Below are 13606 nucleotides of genomic sequence, written 5' to 3'. Positions count from 1 at the left end.
CCGGGTGTGTAAGCGCAGCGATGCGTTGAGCTAACCGGTACTAATGAACCGTGAGGCTTAACCTTACAACGCCGAAGGTGTTTTGGCGGATTTGAGAGAAAGATTTTCAGCTTTGATACAGATTATATCGACAGGTCAGAGGACGTGTTGATAACAGAATTTGCCTGGCGGCACTAGCGCGGTGGTCCCACCTGACCCCATGCCGAACTCAGAAGTGAAACGCCGTAGCGCCGATGGTAGTGTGGGGTCTCCCCATGCGAGAGTAGGGAACTGCCAGGCATCAGACAAGTGAAAAGCCCGTCCGTCAGGATGGGCTTTTTGCGTTTCTGCATCTTTCCCGGGCTCCGGAAGCCCGGCGTCACCGGGCAAAACCATCAAGGCTTCTTCAGGCCCGCCATCCACCGCACAATGAATTCCACCATTTCCCCGATATCATCCAGATCCAGTACCGGGACATCCACGGCCAACGGCACATCGCTGGCAACCGCAATCACATATTCATCCAGTAATAATTCATCGATCTCGTGCCCGGCTCCGCTTCGGAAGAGCACAATCTTTGCGATCTCCTCTTGCTTAAAACCTTCAACCAGCACCAGATCCAGCGAGGAATGATCCATCCGGCCTACCAGATAATCGAGGTCCAGCGCTTTTTCTTCCGGGGTTTCTGTCATCAGTGCCCAGCGTTGCTGGCTGGCGACCATTGTCTGGGCGGCACCTGCCTTACGCAACTCGTAGCTGTCCTTTCCGGGAGTATCGATATCCATATTATGATGGGTGTGCTTAATCAGACCGGGGTGGATGCCTCGTTCACACAGTGCCGGGATCAGCTTCTTAAGCAGCGTTGTCTTGCCGGTACCACTCCACGCTGCAATCGCCAGTAAGGGGATCATTCTTTCTCCTGCCAGTACGCTAATTCTTCAGGTGTATTCACATTCACAAACGCCGCCGGATTATCACTAAAATCGACAGCATGCCCGCCGCTCTGGCGCAGAAATACCATCACGCGGCGCTCACCCGCCTGAAGATAATGCTGCAATGAAGGAACAAGACATCGATGCAGAAGTGCAACTGCCGGATGATCGCGTTCACCATCGTTTACCCATACTGCGGGAGCATCATCGACTTCTCCCTTAAGACGTGGCAGCAAATCATCGGGAATATTAGGCGTATCACAAGGACAAAAAAGAAACCAATCGCCGTTTACCTGTTGCATGACTGAGAGCATCCCAGCCAGTGGACCGGGGAAATCTGCCAGCGAATCCGGGATCACCCGCAGCCCACTCGCCTGATAAATATCGACATGACGGTTAGCACTAATCACCACATTCCCTGTTTGTGCAGACAGTTTATCAGCGACCCATTTCCACAAAGGCTGGCCATTAAATTCAATAAGCCCCTTATCTTTGCCGCCCATCCGTGTTGAGCGTCCCCCCGCCAGCACCACGCCTGTTATTGCACTACCCTGATCCACTGATATCGCCTCTTTTATTGTGGGTTTGACCCTGCTAACGTGTCTTAACTAAGAGTAAGGAGCCCTGACATGAAATGTAAACGTCTTAATGAAGTAATCGAACTTCTCCAGCCTGCCTGGCAAGAAGAGCCAGAATTAAACCTCGTCCAATTTTTACAGAAACTCGCCGCTGAGTCAGGATATGAAGGCGATCTTGCTGACCTGTCTGACGATATTCTGATCTACCACCTGAAAATGCGTGACTCGTCGAAAGACGCCGTCATTCCGGGTATCCAGAAAGATTACGAAGAAGATTTCAAAACTGCATTGCTTCGCGCCCGCGGCGTAATTAAAGAGTAAAACCTTGTAAGCGGAGCCTCCGAACGCGTTCTGAAATGATATCCTGAATCATTCGTATTTTTTCGGTTGCCAGGATGAACGACAAGGCTTTCACATTCCAGACGCTCCACCCTGATACCATTATGGATGCCCTGTTCGAACAGGGTATTCGGGTGGACTCTGGCCTTACGCCACTTAATAGCTACGAAAATCGGGTTTATCAGTTTCAGGATGAGGATCGCCGCCGCTTTGTGGTCAAATTCTATCGCCCTGAGCGCTGGTCTGCAGAGCAGATTCAGGAGGAGCACCAGTTTGCGCTGGATCTTCAGCACGATGATGTACCTGTAGCCGCGCCGCTAGAATTTAATAACCACACCCTGCTCAGTCATCAGGGATTTTTCTATGCTGTTTTCCCAAGCGTGGGGGGACGTCAGTTCGAAGCCGATAATCTGGATCAGATGGAGTGGGTGGGGCGTTATCTTGGGCGCCTGCATCAGACCGGTCATAAACAACGTTTTCAATTCCGTCCGACGATGGGCATACAGGAATACCTGATTGTGCCGCGGCAGATATTAGAAACCTGTACGCTCATCCCCGCCGCGCAAAAAGCAACGTTCCTGCAAACCACCGATGCGTTAATCGACGCTGTGAATGCGCAATGGCATAATCGTTTTACATCATTACGTCTGCACGGTGATTGCCATGCCGGGAATATTCTCTGGCGCGACGGACCACTGTTTGTCGATTTGGATGATGCACGTAATGGCCCAGCCATTCAGGATTTATGGATGCTGCTAAACGGAGATAAAGCCGAACAGCGTATGCAGATGGAAACCATCATTGAAGCCTATGAAGAGTTCAGTGAGTTTAATACTGATGAGTTAGGACTGATTGAACCGCTGCGCGCCATGAGACTGGTTTATTATCTGGCATGGTTGATCCGTCGCTGGGACGATCCTGCTTTTCCGGCCAATTTTCCCTGGCTTGCAGAAGAAGATTACTGGTACAGACAAAAGCAGATATTCACCGAGCAAATTCGGGTTTTACAAGAACCCCCTCTACAATTAACGCCAATGTATTAATGAGTATATTCAGGAGAGAGTTAACAATGAAAAAAATTTGGCTGGCACTGGCAGGTATGATTCTGGCTTTTAGTGCATCTGCTGCGCAAATCACTGACGGTAAGGAATATGTAACCCTTGATACTCCGGTCGCCGGAGAGCCCCAGGTGCTGGAATTTTTCTCCTTCTATTGCCCGCACTGTTATGAGTTTGAACAAGTGTTACACGTTTCCGACAGCGTCAAACAAAAACTGCCGCAGGGCACGAAAATGACCAAATACCATGTTGAGTTCCTTGGCCCTCTGGGTAAAGAAATGACACAAGCATGGGCGGTGGCTGTAGCACTGGGCGTGGAAGACAAAATCACGACCCCGATGTTTAATGCGGTACAGAAAACACAAACGGTACAATCCGTCGCCGATATTCGTAAAGTATTCGTTGATGCCGGTGTTAAGGGTGAGGATTACGATGCTGCCTGGAACAGCTTTGTAGTGAAATCATTGGTAGCTCAGCAGGAAAAAGCTGCTGCCGACCTGCAACTGAAAGGCGTGCCTGCAATGTATGTGAACGGCAAATACCAGCTTAACCCGCAGGGTATGGATACCAGCAATATGGATGTGTTTATCCAGCAATATGCCGATACCGTGAAGCAACTGGTCGAGAAAAAATAAATCTGCTTTGATCAGCAAAAAACGCCTGAGCGAATACCTCAGGCGTTTTTTATGTCTGCAATAAAAAAGGATAAATGCTGGACAATAAGCACATAAAAAACGATAGTAACGTACTATGTAACTGATTGTTTTTATTGCTTTATTTATATGTTTGGTGAATTATTGGAGTCATTTAATTAAGGATGATGAATATGAAAAAATCAACAATCGCCGTCGGCGTGATTATTGCGCTTGGCATAGTATGGACTGGTGGTGCCTGGTATACCGGCAAACAGCTTGAGAAGAATGTCGACGTGGCGGTTAATAAGCTCGCTGCCGACGCCAGCAAGAAGCTGGGCGCAAACATTCATTCAACGGTGAAAGACTTTCATCGCGGTTTGTTCAGTAGCCATTTTGTTCTCGATATCACGCCAGATAAAGACGCTGATATCGCAGGCATTAAACCTGGCCAGAGCCTGCAACTTAATGTCGATGTCGATCATGGTCCTTTCCCGCTCGCGCGTATCGGTTCTGGAAACATTCTGCCAGCCATGGCTGCTGCTAAACTGTCTCTGGTTAATAATGCGCTGACAAAGCCGCTATTTGATTTAACAAAAGGCAAAAGCCCGGTAAGCGCGCAGGTTAGTTTTGCGTGGGATGGTGCAACGTCATCTGATATCACCATTGCGTCTGGTGAATATAAGGATAAAAGCTGTTTATTAACGTTCGACGGCGCTGTTTACCATATCGATGCTAACGCAGCCCTGGACGCCTTTGACTACGACGCTAAAAGCCAAAAAATTACGGTTTTAAGCCAGACTGGCGCTGAAGTCGTTATTCCTGTAACCACCCTTTCCGGTCATCTTAAAAAGACACCGTTTGATTTTATGACGGGCGATCAGCAGGTCAATGCCGACAATATCAGCGTGAGTGCGAATGGAAAATCTGTTGCTGAAGTAAAAAACCTGAGTTTTAACATGCATAGCGATCTTTCTGCTGATAATAAAAAGCTGGATGCCAAAGCTGAATATGCACTCGCCTCACTGAACGTCCAGGGGCAGGACTTCGGCGGCGGGAAAATTGCCCTCGACCTGGCGTCGTTAGATGCAGCCGCGTTTAACGATTTTATGAAAGCTTACCGTCAGTTTGGTAAAGAAATTCTTGCGAGCACACCTGCTCAGCAAGAGGATGCGGACTATATTCGTGGCAAGTTAGCAAACCTGATAATGTCACATGGCAGCAAACTGAAAAAAGGCGAGCCGGAAGTGAAGTGGCTTATCAACTGGAAAAATGCCAAAGGCGAAGCGACGTTAAATCTTGATTACCAGGCGGCTGACGCAAATAAAGCCCTGGATGCCAGTGCAGGCGAAACCGCAGCTTTGGATAGCCAGATCAAATATGTTGCGGGTAAGCTGGTGCTACCTGTCGATATGGCTGTTGAGACCGGTAAAAATTTCATTATCGTCGCCGATCATAAAACAGAAGAAAGCGCCAAAGCCCAGGCAACGCAGGCTGTTAATGGTCTGGTGGCCTTAGGAAATATGTTTAAGCTCATCACTATGGAAAACAATACCGTCAAGATGGACGTGCAATACCGTCAGGGTTACATCACGCTGAATGGTAAAAAAATGAGCCTCGAAGAATTTCGCCAACAATATGGCAAACTTGGGCTCCCTCATTAATCTGTTCTAAAGCATCGTTCAGGCTGCGGTAAACGGTAGCCTGAACGAATGTCAGATATGTCACGATAATCCTCTCAAACGGCATAAAATATAGCACTTATATCCACATTGGTTAAATTGCCACCATTAATCCTGTAATATTGTTTGATCGTGAATAATCCCATGAATATAAAGCAATTTATGTGCATATACGTCCCGTCATTTTTCATTTTTATACGCGCATAAAATTCTATACACAAAGTTATCCACAAGAGAAGTCTGCGATCGATCTTCAGGATCAAAAATTCTTTTCAAACAATATGAGGGAAAAATTCAAGTTTTTTACCCTGTCTGTGGCATCCTTTAACCATAAACTGATAAACAGGCATGGAAATTATGGTTCAGATCTCAGAAAACCCACTCATCCTGGTTGATGGCTCCTCTTACCTTTACCGGGCCTATCATGCGTTTCCTCCTCTGACCAATAGCGCCGGAGAACCGACGGGCGCAATGTACGGCGTACTCAACATGTTGCGTAGCCTGATTATGCAATATCAGCCTACCCATGCGGTGGTAGTCTTTGATGCCAAAGGTAAAACCTTCCGCGATGAGCTCTTTGAGCACTATAAATCCCACCGTCCCCCGATGCCGGATGATCTGCGCGCGCAAATTGAACCGCTGCATGCGATGGTGAAAGCGATGGGGCTGCCGCTCATGGCGGTATCCGGCGTTGAGGCAGATGACGTTATTGGCACCCTGGCGCGTGAAGCGGATAAAGCAGGACGTCCAGTATTGATTAGCACCGGCGACAAAGATATGGCGCAGCTGGTAACGCCAAACATTACGCTCATCAACACTATGACGAACACCATCCTCGGACCGGAAGAAGTGGCCACTAAGTATGGCGTGCCGCCTGAGCTGATTATCGACTTCCTGGCGCTAATGGGGGACTCCTCAGATAACATTCCCGGGGTACCCGGCGTGGGCGAAAAAACCGCCCAGGCATTGCTACAGGGGCTGGGCGGCCTTGATACGCTTTACGCAGAGCCAGAAAAAATTGCCGGTCTCTCTTTCCGTGGTGCCAAAACCATGGCCGCGAAGCTTGAGCAGAACAAAGAGGTGGCTTACCTCTCCTATCAGCTGGCGACCATCAAAACGGATGTTGAGCTGGAGCTGACTTGCGAACAACTTGAAGTCCAGCAGCCCGCGGTTGAAGAGCTGCTGGCGCTGTTTAAAAAATATGAGTTTAAACGCTGGTCTGCCGATGTTGAAGCAGGCAAATGGTTACAGGCGAGAGGCGCTAAACCGGCGGCAAAACCGCAGGAAACGCTGGTGGTAGAGGCGGACGTTACGCCTTCCGTGGCTACGCTCTCCGCAGAAAATTACGTCACCATTCTTGATGAAGAAACGCTGGCAAGCTGGATTACCAAACTGAAAAGTACGCCGGTATTTGCTTTTGATACCGAAACCGACAGCCTGGATAATATCAGCGCTAACCTGGTGGGGATCTCCTTTGCGACCGAGCCGGGCGTGGCCGCTTATGTACCCGTCGCGCATGATTACCTTGATGCGCCTGATCAGCTATCCCGCGATCGCGTGCTCGAGTTACTCAAGCCGCTGCTGGAAGATGAAACGCTACTGAAGGTCGGGCAGAATCTGAAGTTTGATCGCGGTATCCTGCAAAACTACGGCATTGAACTGCGCGGCATCGCTTTCGACACCATGCTGGAATCCTACACTCTGGACAGCGTGGTAGGTCGTCATGATATGGATTCTCTGTCTGACCGCTGGCTGAAGCATAAGACCGTCTCCTTCGAAGAAATTGCCGGTAAAGGCAAAAATCAGCTTACTTTCAACCAGATCGCACTGGAAGAGGCGGGACATTACGCGGCGGAAGATGCTGACGTCACATTGCAGTTACACCTGAAAATGTGGCCGGAACTGCAAAAACATGCCGGTCCGCTCAACATCTTCCAGAATATTGAAATGCCGCTGGTGCCGGTCATCTCCCGCATTGAGCGCAACGGGGTGAAAATCGACCCGGCGGTGCTGCATAAGCACTCTGGCGAAATCGCGCTACGTCTGACCGAGCTTGAGCAAAAGGCCCATGACATCGCGGGCGAGCCGTTTAACCTCTCTTCCACTAAACAGCTGCAAACGATCCTGTTTGAAAAGCAGGGCATTAAGCCGCTGAAGAAAACGCCGGGTGGTGCACCGTCTACCTCAGAAGACGTGCTGGAAGAGCTGGCGCTGGATTATCCGCTGCCAAAAGTGATCCTTGAATATCGCGGTCTGGCGAAGCTGAAATCGACCTATACCGATAAGCTGCCGCTGATGATTAACCCGAAAACTGGTCGCGTTCATACGTCTTATCATCAGGCGGTAACGGCAACCGGGCGGCTTTCATCAACCGATCCGAACCTGCAAAACATTCCGGTCCGTAATGACGAAGGACGCCGCATCCGTCAGGCCTTTATTGCGCCGAAGGATTACGTCATTGTTTCTGCCGACTACTCGCAAATTGAGCTGCGTATTATGGCGCATCTGTCACGTGATAAAGGCTTGCTGTCGGCATTTGCCGAAGGAAAAGACATTCACCGGGCGACGGCGGCAGAAGTTTTCGGCCTGCCGCTGGAAAGCGTCTCCAACGAACAGCGCCGCAGCGCGAAAGCGATTAACTTCGGCCTGATTTACGGGATGAGCGCATTCGGTCTGTCACGCCAGCTTAATATTCCGCGTAAAGAATCGCAGAAGTATATGGATCTCTACTTCGAGCGCTACCCTGGCGTACTGGAGTATATGGAGCGCACCCGCGCTCAGGCAAAGGAAAAAGGCTATGTCGAAACGCTGGATGGCCGTCGCCTTTACCTGCCGGACATCAAATCCAGCAACGCCGCGCGGCGTGCAGGTGCCGAGCGTGCGGCTATTAACGCCCCGATGCAGGGTACGGCGGCAGACATTATCAAGCGTGCGATGATTGCCGTCGATGGCTGGCTGGAAGCGGAAAAACCGCGTGTGCGGATGATCATGCAGGTACACGATGAACTGGTGTTCGAAGTGCATAAAGACGACGTTGCTGCGGTATCGAAAAAGATCCACGAGCTGATGGAAAACTGTACCCAGCTTGACGTACCACTGCTGGTGGAAGTGGATAGCGGCGAAAACTGGGATCAAGCTCACTAAGGTTCGTCCGCAATAAGCGTTTTCTCGTAAGTAAGCAACATAACTTATCGCGTTTTGTGATGAACATTAGAATTCGGTATGTAAAGAATGAAAAAAAACTACAAAAAGTGCTTCGCAGGTGGCTAAAAAAAGAGTAGAGTTATTCGCGTAGGGTACAGAGGTAAGATGTTCTATCTTTCAGACCTTTTACTTCACGTAATCGGATTTGGCTGAATATTTTAGCCGCCCCGGTCAGTAATGGCCGGGGCGTTTTTTATTGTGCGTAAGAAAAAGCGCGGACCCTGCCGCGCCTGCTTTACTCTGCGTTTTCTTCTGTTACCGGAGGAAGGTCGCTAAACCAGCTATCCAGTTTCTGCTTCAGCTTATCCACGCCCAGCTTCTTCAGCGACGAAAACGCTTCAACCTGCACGTCGCCATTAAATGCAATCACCGCTTCCCGGACCATATTCAACTGCGATTTACGTGCGCCGCTGGCCAGTTTGTCGGCTTTGGTTAACAGCACCAGAACCTGAATATTGCTTTCTACCGCCCACTCAATCATCTGCTGATCGAGATCTTTTAGTGGATGACGAATATCCATCAGGATCACCACGCCCTGTAAACACTGGCGTTTTTCCAGATACTCTCCGAGCGCGCGCTGCCACTTGATTTTCATTTCTTCAGGGACTTCAGCATAGCCATAGCCCGGCAGGTCAACCAGGCGCTTACCGTCGGCAACTTCAAACAGGTTAATGAGCTGGGTACGCCCTGGCGTTTTAGACGTCCGCGCGAGGTTTTTTTGGTTGGTCAGCGTATTCAGGGCGCTGGATTTGCCCGCGTTGGAGCGGCCAGCGAAAGCCACTTCAATGCCGGTATCGCCGGGAAGATGGCGAATATCCGGTGCACTGGTGACAAAGTGCGTTTGTTGATAATTAAAACTTGTCAAAATGGCCGTCTCCGTTAATTCAGGCATTGGTGGCGATTATACCTGAACAATGAAAAAAGACTGTTTTTTCGACCCGCGGGCCATGTAAGCCAAAGCCTTACGCTTTGTGAGACATTAGCCATGGTCACTATACGAAATCTCAGGATCTTTTCCCTAAGCTAAATTTTTTTATCATTACAAATCATATTGTTAGCTTTTAAGCTTTTTCCGATTACCTTTCTATCCGTCTCGCTGTACCTTGTATACCCATCACAGTACGGTAAAGTGTGACTCACAGGCGAGGACGCCAACAGGATTAATGACTCAGGATGAGGGTCAGGAGCGCCAGGAGGCGAAGACGCAGGATTGTCAGGAAGACAAACGTCCGGAGACGTTTTACAGGGAAATGGAACTGCAACAGGGAATGTTCCAGCTAAGGGAAAAACAGGGTTGGTTGTAAGCAAACAAGGAATGTGGAGCCCCTTGAGGGTGTGAGTCAGGAAAAAAGGCGACAGAGTAATCTGTCGCCTTTTTTCTTTGCTTGCTTTCTGATAGATTCCGCCTCAATTCTATACTAAAGAAAACGGCTTAAAGATCTCACATTATGAAAAAACCAGCATCGGCACCGCGTAGTAAAGTTCACCGTAAAACGCGTGAAGAGTTGAATCAGGAAGCGCGTGCGCTCAAACGCAAGAAAAAGCACCGTGGTCACTCGGCGGGTAGCCGTGCGTCCGGCAGTGAAGGCGCGTCCGGCACTAAAGGCCAAAAGCAGCAAAAAGATCCGCGTATTGGCAGTAAAACACCGATTCCGCTGGGCGTTACTGACGCACCAGTCACCAGGCAGCACAAACCGAAGAGCGAGAAACCTATGCTTTCACCGCAGGATGAGCTGGATATGCTGGAGAACGATGAGCGCCTGGACGCGCTGCTTGAACGTCTTGAAGAAGGTGAGGCCCTGACTGCTGAAGAGCAATCCTGGGTCGATGCCAAACTTGACCGTATTGATGAACTGATGCAGAAACTCGGCCTCTCCTACGATGATGAAGACGATGAGGAAGAGGCAGAGAAGCAGGAAGACATGATGCGCCTGCTGAAGGGCGGAAAGTAACATTTGCACCAGGTCGGCCTGCCCGTCCTGCTTCTACTCCTTCCGGTCATATGTTATCTGGGCTGGTTATTCGTTAAACTACAGCGGTTGTCGCGGCGTCAACGCTGGCTGCGCAACCGGCTGGTAACGAAAAACGGTGTCCGGCCGGTATATCGTACCCGCCGTCGGCATCATCGGAAGGAGTGAGCATGTCTGAGCAGTTAATCGACTGGGATCTGGCCCTGATCCAAAAATATAATTATTCCGGGCCACGTTATACTTCTTATCCCACCGCGCTGGAGTTTTCAGAAGACTTTGGCGAGACGGATTTTTTACGCGCGGTAGCACGCTACCCTGAGCGGCCGCTATCGCTCTATGTCCACATTCCCTTTTGCCATAAGCTTTGCTATTTCTGCGGCTGCAATAAAATCGTTACCCGTCAGCAGCATAAAGCTGACCAGTATCTTGACGCGCTGGAGCAGGAAATTATTCACCGCGCGCCGCTATTTTCCGGGCGTCACGTTAGCCAGCTTCACTGGGGCGGCGGTACGCCAACGTATCTGAATAAAGCGCAAATCAGCCGCCTGATGACGCTTCTGCGTGCCAATTTCGCCTTTGACGACGATGCAGAAATCTCGATCGAGGTTGATCCGCGGGAAATTGAACTCGATGTGCTCGATCATTTACGCGCCGAAGGGTTTAACCGCCTGAGCATGGGCGTGCAGGATTTCAACAAAGAGGTTCAGCGGCTGGTCAATCGTGAGCAGGATGAAGAATTTATCTTTGCACTGCTCAACCACGCGCGTGATATTGGCTTTACCTCGACCAATATCGACTTAATTTACGGCCTGCCAAAGCAAACGCCGGAGAGCTTTGCCTTTACGCTTCAACGCGTGGCGGAACTCAATCCCGACAGGCTCAGCGTATTTAACTACGCGCATTTGCCGACGCTGTTTGCCGCGCAGCGCAAAATCAAAGATGCCGATTTACCGTCGGCGCAGCAAAAGCTGGATATTTTGCAGCAGACCATCTCTTCGCTGACGGAAAATGGCTATCAGTTTATCGGCATGGATCATTTTGCCCGTCCTGATAACGAACTGGCCATTGCCCAGCGTGAAGGTATCCTGCACCGTAACTTCCAGGGCTATACCACGCAGGGCGATACCGACCTGTTGGGCATGGGCGTATCCGCCATCAGTATGATTGGCGATTGCTACGCCCAGAACCAAAAAGAGCTGAAGCAGTATTATCAGCAGGTTGATGAGCAGGGCAATGCGCTGTGGCGCGGCATTGCCTTAACGCGTGACGACTGCATTCGGCGTGATGTTATCAAAGCGCTGATCTGCAATTTCCGCCTCGATATGCAAGCCGTTGAAGGCCAGTGGGATCTGGACTTTAGCGACTATTTTGCTGAGGACCTGAAGCTTCTGGCTCCGCTGGCAAAAGATGGGCTGGTGGATATCACTGCCCGGACCATTCAGGTAACGGCAAAAGGTCGGCTACTGATCCGCAATATCTGTATGTGCTTTGATGCGTATTTACGTCAAAAAGCGCGGATGCAGCAGTTTTCACGGGTGATTTAAATCGAGTTCCGCATAGTGAGGAAAAACGGTGCGGAATAATCGACGTATTAGCGACACGACGTCTTCATCGCGGGTGGTGGCGGAAAAGTTGTAGATTAGCGAAAAGCTCATCTCCAGAAAAAAGGTAATATCATCTTTCGAGGCTCGTTCCAGAAACCAGGTTTCGAAGATAGTACGCATCGCCTGAAAACGTGGTTGCTGGTGTTTTTCATTAAGCTGGTGGGCGATTTGCGGATGTTCCAGCGCCAGTCCGGTCATTACCCTGGCGACCGCCGTGCGGTGGAAAGCCCGCATTTCAATAATGCGGCCGAGGAATTGTGCGTAAAAATCATGCTGATTACCGGCATCATAGCCCAGAATGGGAAGCGCCTCGCTGGCATGACGCAAAAACGCTTCGCAGAAAATATCCTCCTTGCCCGGCCACCACTTGTAGATGGTCGTTTTGCTGACGCCCGCCTGGCGGGCTAACTGTTCAACGTTAATGCGGGCGAAGCTGGTGCCTTCTTCAACCAGCGACAGCATGGCAGTCAGGATGGACACCCTTACGCTGTCGTCCCGCTTCCGGCCTCTTTTAATCTGCACGTCGTTTCTCCGCTTCCGTTTTGCCAAAGAGTATAAGAAAGCGGAGGGGGATCAGAAAGGAGTATCGCTCCCTACATAGCAACGAATCGCCTTCGCTTCAAAATGAGCCTTCATTGCCTGCAAGGCCTGCTGAGTGAGCGAAGCGGTCTGCGCAAAGTCATACTGGCGGCCCAGCTGGGTATATTTAGAGGACCCCAGACGGTGAAAGGGCAATAAATTCACTTCCGTAAGGCCATTGTGCTGCAAAAATCGCGCGGTGGCCTGCATGTTCTGCTCATCGTCGTTAAAACCGGGGATCACCGGAACACGTGGTATCAGCCGAAAGGCGTCCTGCTGGCGGGCCATCAGCGCAATATTTTCAAGTATAAGCGTATTGGACACGCCAGTGCCTTCCCGGTGGCGGGCATCGTCCATATGTTTAATATCGACAAACACCCAGTCGGTATGTTTCAGCACCTCTTCATAGTGGCTCCATGAGGCGTAGCCGGACGTCTCAATCGCGGTGTGGATGTAATTGCGGTGGCACTGTTCCAGAAAGCGAGCGGCAAACTTGTATTGACTCATCACTTCGCCGCCGCCCAGCGTAATACCGCCGCCGCTGCCCCAGAAACGGCGGTCGCGCTCGATTTTGCGAATTAGCTCCTGCTGGGTGTAATACTTACCGGCGATGCCCAGTGCGGAGTCATAGCAATATTCCACACATTCCAGTGATTCGCACTGCTGGCAAGAGGCGCGGTCAAAAGTAATCTTACCGTTGGATGACACCGTAATGGCTTTCTGCGGACATTGCTCCACGCAGTTATAGCACTGCTTACAGCTATCCTCGCGGAACATCACCTCCCGGTTGCGGCACTCGCCCTCCGGGTTGCTGCACCAGGTGCAGTGTAGCGGGCAGCCTTTAAAAAAAATCAGCGTCCTGCCGCCAGGACCGTCGTGAACGGAAAACCCCTGGATATCAAAAATCAGCGCAACGTCTTCATTGGTTTTCATGGCGTAGTCATCCGTGGCGATGGGGGGCCCGGGAGCCGGCCCCCCAGGGGGGTGAAAGCCGGGGGGGCGGGCAGGCAGCGCGCCAAGTGGGGGGAACACACAGATGATAGACAAGC

General features: G+C 50.6%; 14 protein-coding genes and 1 rRNA gene. 10 read left to right on the top strand and 5 right to left on the bottom strand.

What is annotated here, in order from left to right; genetic code table 11:
• The first annotated feature begins 163 nt into the window (after positions 1 to 163).
• Positions 164 to 279, top strand: a 5S ribosomal RNA gene (gene rrf, locus CHU32_RS26855).
• A 95-nt stretch (positions 280 to 374) separates the two neighbouring features.
• On the opposite strand, the gene mobB is transcribed toward rrf, so the two are convergent.
• Positions 375 to 905, bottom strand: a complete 531-nt coding sequence (gene mobB / locus CHU32_RS26850; protein ID WP_103678798.1) for a molybdopterin-guanine dinucleotide biosynthesis protein MobB — start codon at positions 903 to 905, stop codon at positions 375 to 377.
• The gene (gene mobA / locus CHU32_RS26845; RefSeq protein ID WP_103678797.1) at positions 887 to 1471 is read right to left on the bottom strand and encodes a molybdenum cofactor guanylyltransferase MobA; all 585 of its coding nucleotides are present in this window, start codon (positions 1469 to 1471) and stop codon (positions 887 to 889) included. Before mobA ends, mobB begins: the two co-directional genes overlap by 19 nt.
• Positions 1472 to 1540: 69 nt before the next feature.
• Between mobA and CHU32_RS26840 the strand changes: the two genes are divergently transcribed.
• The 6 genes from CHU32_RS26840 to spfP all read left to right on the top strand — a co-directional run bounded on the left by CHU32_RS26840 (position 1541) and on the right by spfP (position 8557).
• Entirely contained in the window at positions 1541 to 1810 is a 270-nt protein-coding gene (locus tag CHU32_RS26840) for a YihD family protein (RefSeq protein ID WP_103678796.1), read from the top strand.
• A 74-nt stretch (positions 1811 to 1884) separates the two neighbouring features.
• Positions 1885 to 2871 (top strand): serine/threonine protein kinase, encoded by a 987-nt coding sequence (locus tag CHU32_RS26835; protein WP_103678795.1) that lies wholly within the window; start codon positions 1885 to 1887, stop codon positions 2869 to 2871.
• A gap of 26 nt (positions 2872 to 2897) precedes the next feature.
• Entirely contained in the window at positions 2898 to 3521 is a 624-nt protein-coding gene (dsbA, locus tag CHU32_RS26830; protein ID WP_103678794.1) for a thiol:disulfide interchange protein DsbA, read from the top strand.
• A 191-nt stretch (positions 3522 to 3712) separates the two neighbouring features.
• The gene (locus tag CHU32_RS26825) at positions 3713 to 5182 is read left to right on the top strand and encodes a YdgA family protein (protein WP_176691721.1); all 1470 of its coding nucleotides are present in this window, start codon (positions 3713 to 3715) and stop codon (positions 5180 to 5182) included.
• Between the two features lie 375 nt (positions 5183 to 5557).
• Positions 5558 to 8344, top strand: a complete 2787-nt coding sequence (gene polA, locus CHU32_RS26820) for a DNA polymerase I (RefSeq protein ID WP_103678792.1) — start codon at positions 5558 to 5560, stop codon at positions 8342 to 8344.
• A gap of 165 nt (positions 8345 to 8509) precedes the next feature.
• Positions 8510 to 8557 carry a small protein SpfP gene (gene spfP, locus CHU32_RS29040; RefSeq protein ID WP_071892919.1) on the top strand — a complete coding sequence of 16 codons (48 nt, stop codon included), beginning with the start codon at positions 8510 to 8512 and terminating at the stop codon, positions 8555 to 8557.
• Positions 8558 to 8639: 82 nt separating this feature from the next.
• On the opposite strand, the gene yihA is transcribed toward spfP, so the two are convergent.
• Positions 8640 to 9269 carry a ribosome biogenesis GTP-binding protein YihA/YsxC gene (gene yihA / locus CHU32_RS26815; RefSeq protein ID WP_176691722.1) on the bottom strand — a complete coding sequence of 210 codons (630 nt, stop codon included), beginning with the start codon at positions 9267 to 9269 and terminating at the stop codon, positions 8640 to 8642.
• 298 nt (positions 9270 to 9567) lie between these two features.
• Here yihA and CHU32_RS28370 point away from each other — a divergent pair, with 298 nt between their 5' ends.
• The 3 genes from CHU32_RS28370 (at position 9568) to hemN (ending at position 11918) form a co-directional block, all read left to right on the top strand.
• The gene (locus CHU32_RS28370; RefSeq protein WP_176691720.1) at positions 9568 to 9708 is read left to right on the top strand and encodes a hypothetical protein; all 141 of its coding nucleotides are present in this window, start codon (positions 9568 to 9570) and stop codon (positions 9706 to 9708) included.
• Between the two features lie 144 nt (positions 9709 to 9852).
• A complete protein-coding gene (gene yihI, locus CHU32_RS26810) occupies positions 9853 to 10356 on the top strand; it encodes a Der GTPase-activating protein YihI (protein ID WP_103678790.1) in 504 nt (167 codons plus the stop codon).
• A gap of 188 nt (positions 10357 to 10544) precedes the next feature.
• Positions 10545 to 11918 carry an oxygen-independent coproporphyrinogen III oxidase gene (hemN, locus tag CHU32_RS26800; RefSeq protein WP_103678788.1) on the top strand — a complete coding sequence of 458 codons (1374 nt, stop codon included), beginning with the start codon at positions 10545 to 10547 and terminating at the stop codon, positions 11916 to 11918.
• On the opposite strand, the gene CHU32_RS26795 is transcribed toward hemN, so the two are convergent.
• Together CHU32_RS26795 and CHU32_RS26790 are read right to left on the bottom strand one after the other, a co-directional pair.
• Positions 11904 to 12500: a TetR/AcrR family transcriptional regulator gene (locus CHU32_RS26795; RefSeq protein ID WP_133159300.1), complete on the bottom strand. Its 597-nt coding sequence runs from the start codon at positions 12498 to 12500 to the stop codon at positions 11904 to 11906. The genes hemN and CHU32_RS26795 overlap by 15 nt on opposite strands.
• 51 nt (positions 12501 to 12551) lie before the next feature.
• The gene (locus CHU32_RS26790; RefSeq protein WP_103678786.1) at positions 12552 to 13490 is read right to left on the bottom strand and encodes a glycyl-radical enzyme activating protein; all 939 of its coding nucleotides are present in this window, start codon (positions 13488 to 13490) and stop codon (positions 12552 to 12554) included.
• Between the last annotated feature and the right edge of the window lie 116 nt (positions 13491 to 13606).

The organism is Superficieibacter electus, assembly GCF_002915575.1.
In the GTDB taxonomy this organism is placed as follows: Bacteria; Pseudomonadota; Gammaproteobacteria; order Enterobacterales; family Enterobacteriaceae; genus Superficieibacter; species Superficieibacter electus.
The sequence above is the reverse complement of the archived record's forward strand: the minus strand, read 5'-3'. Positions and strand labels throughout refer to the sequence as shown.

What these genes read in the sequence shown, in the direction of transcription:
- CHU32_RS26835 (WP_103678795.1), top strand. Translation starts at nt 1,885, where the DNA reads ATGAACGACAAGGCTTTCACATTCCAGACGCTCCACCCTGATACCATT.
- dsbA (WP_103678794.1), top strand. Translation starts at nt 2,898, where the DNA reads ATGAAAAAAATTTGGCTGGCACTGGCAGGTATGATTCTGGCTTTTAGT.
- CHU32_RS26790 (WP_103678786.1), bottom strand. Translation starts at nt 13,490, where the DNA reads ATGAAAACCAATGAAGACGTTGCGCTGATTTTTGATATCCAGGGGTTT.
- hemN (WP_103678788.1), top strand. Translation starts at nt 10,545, where the DNA reads ATGTCTGAGCAGTTAATCGACTGGGATCTGGCCCTGATCCAAAAATAT.
- yihI (WP_103678790.1), top strand. Translation starts at nt 9,853, where the DNA reads ATGAAAAAACCAGCATCGGCACCGCGTAGTAAAGTTCACCGTAAAACG.
- polA (WP_103678792.1), top strand. Translation starts at nt 5,558, where the DNA reads ATGGTTCAGATCTCAGAAAACCCACTCATCCTGGTTGATGGCTCCTCT.
- CHU32_RS26840 (WP_103678796.1), top strand. Translation starts at nt 1,541, where the DNA reads ATGAAATGTAAACGTCTTAATGAAGTAATCGAACTTCTCCAGCCTGCC.
- CHU32_RS26825 (WP_176691721.1), top strand. Translation starts at nt 3,713, where the DNA reads ATGAAAAAATCAACAATCGCCGTCGGCGTGATTATTGCGCTTGGCATA.
- CHU32_RS28370 (WP_176691720.1), top strand. Translation starts at nt 9,568, where the DNA reads ATGACTCAGGATGAGGGTCAGGAGCGCCAGGAGGCGAAGACGCAGGAT.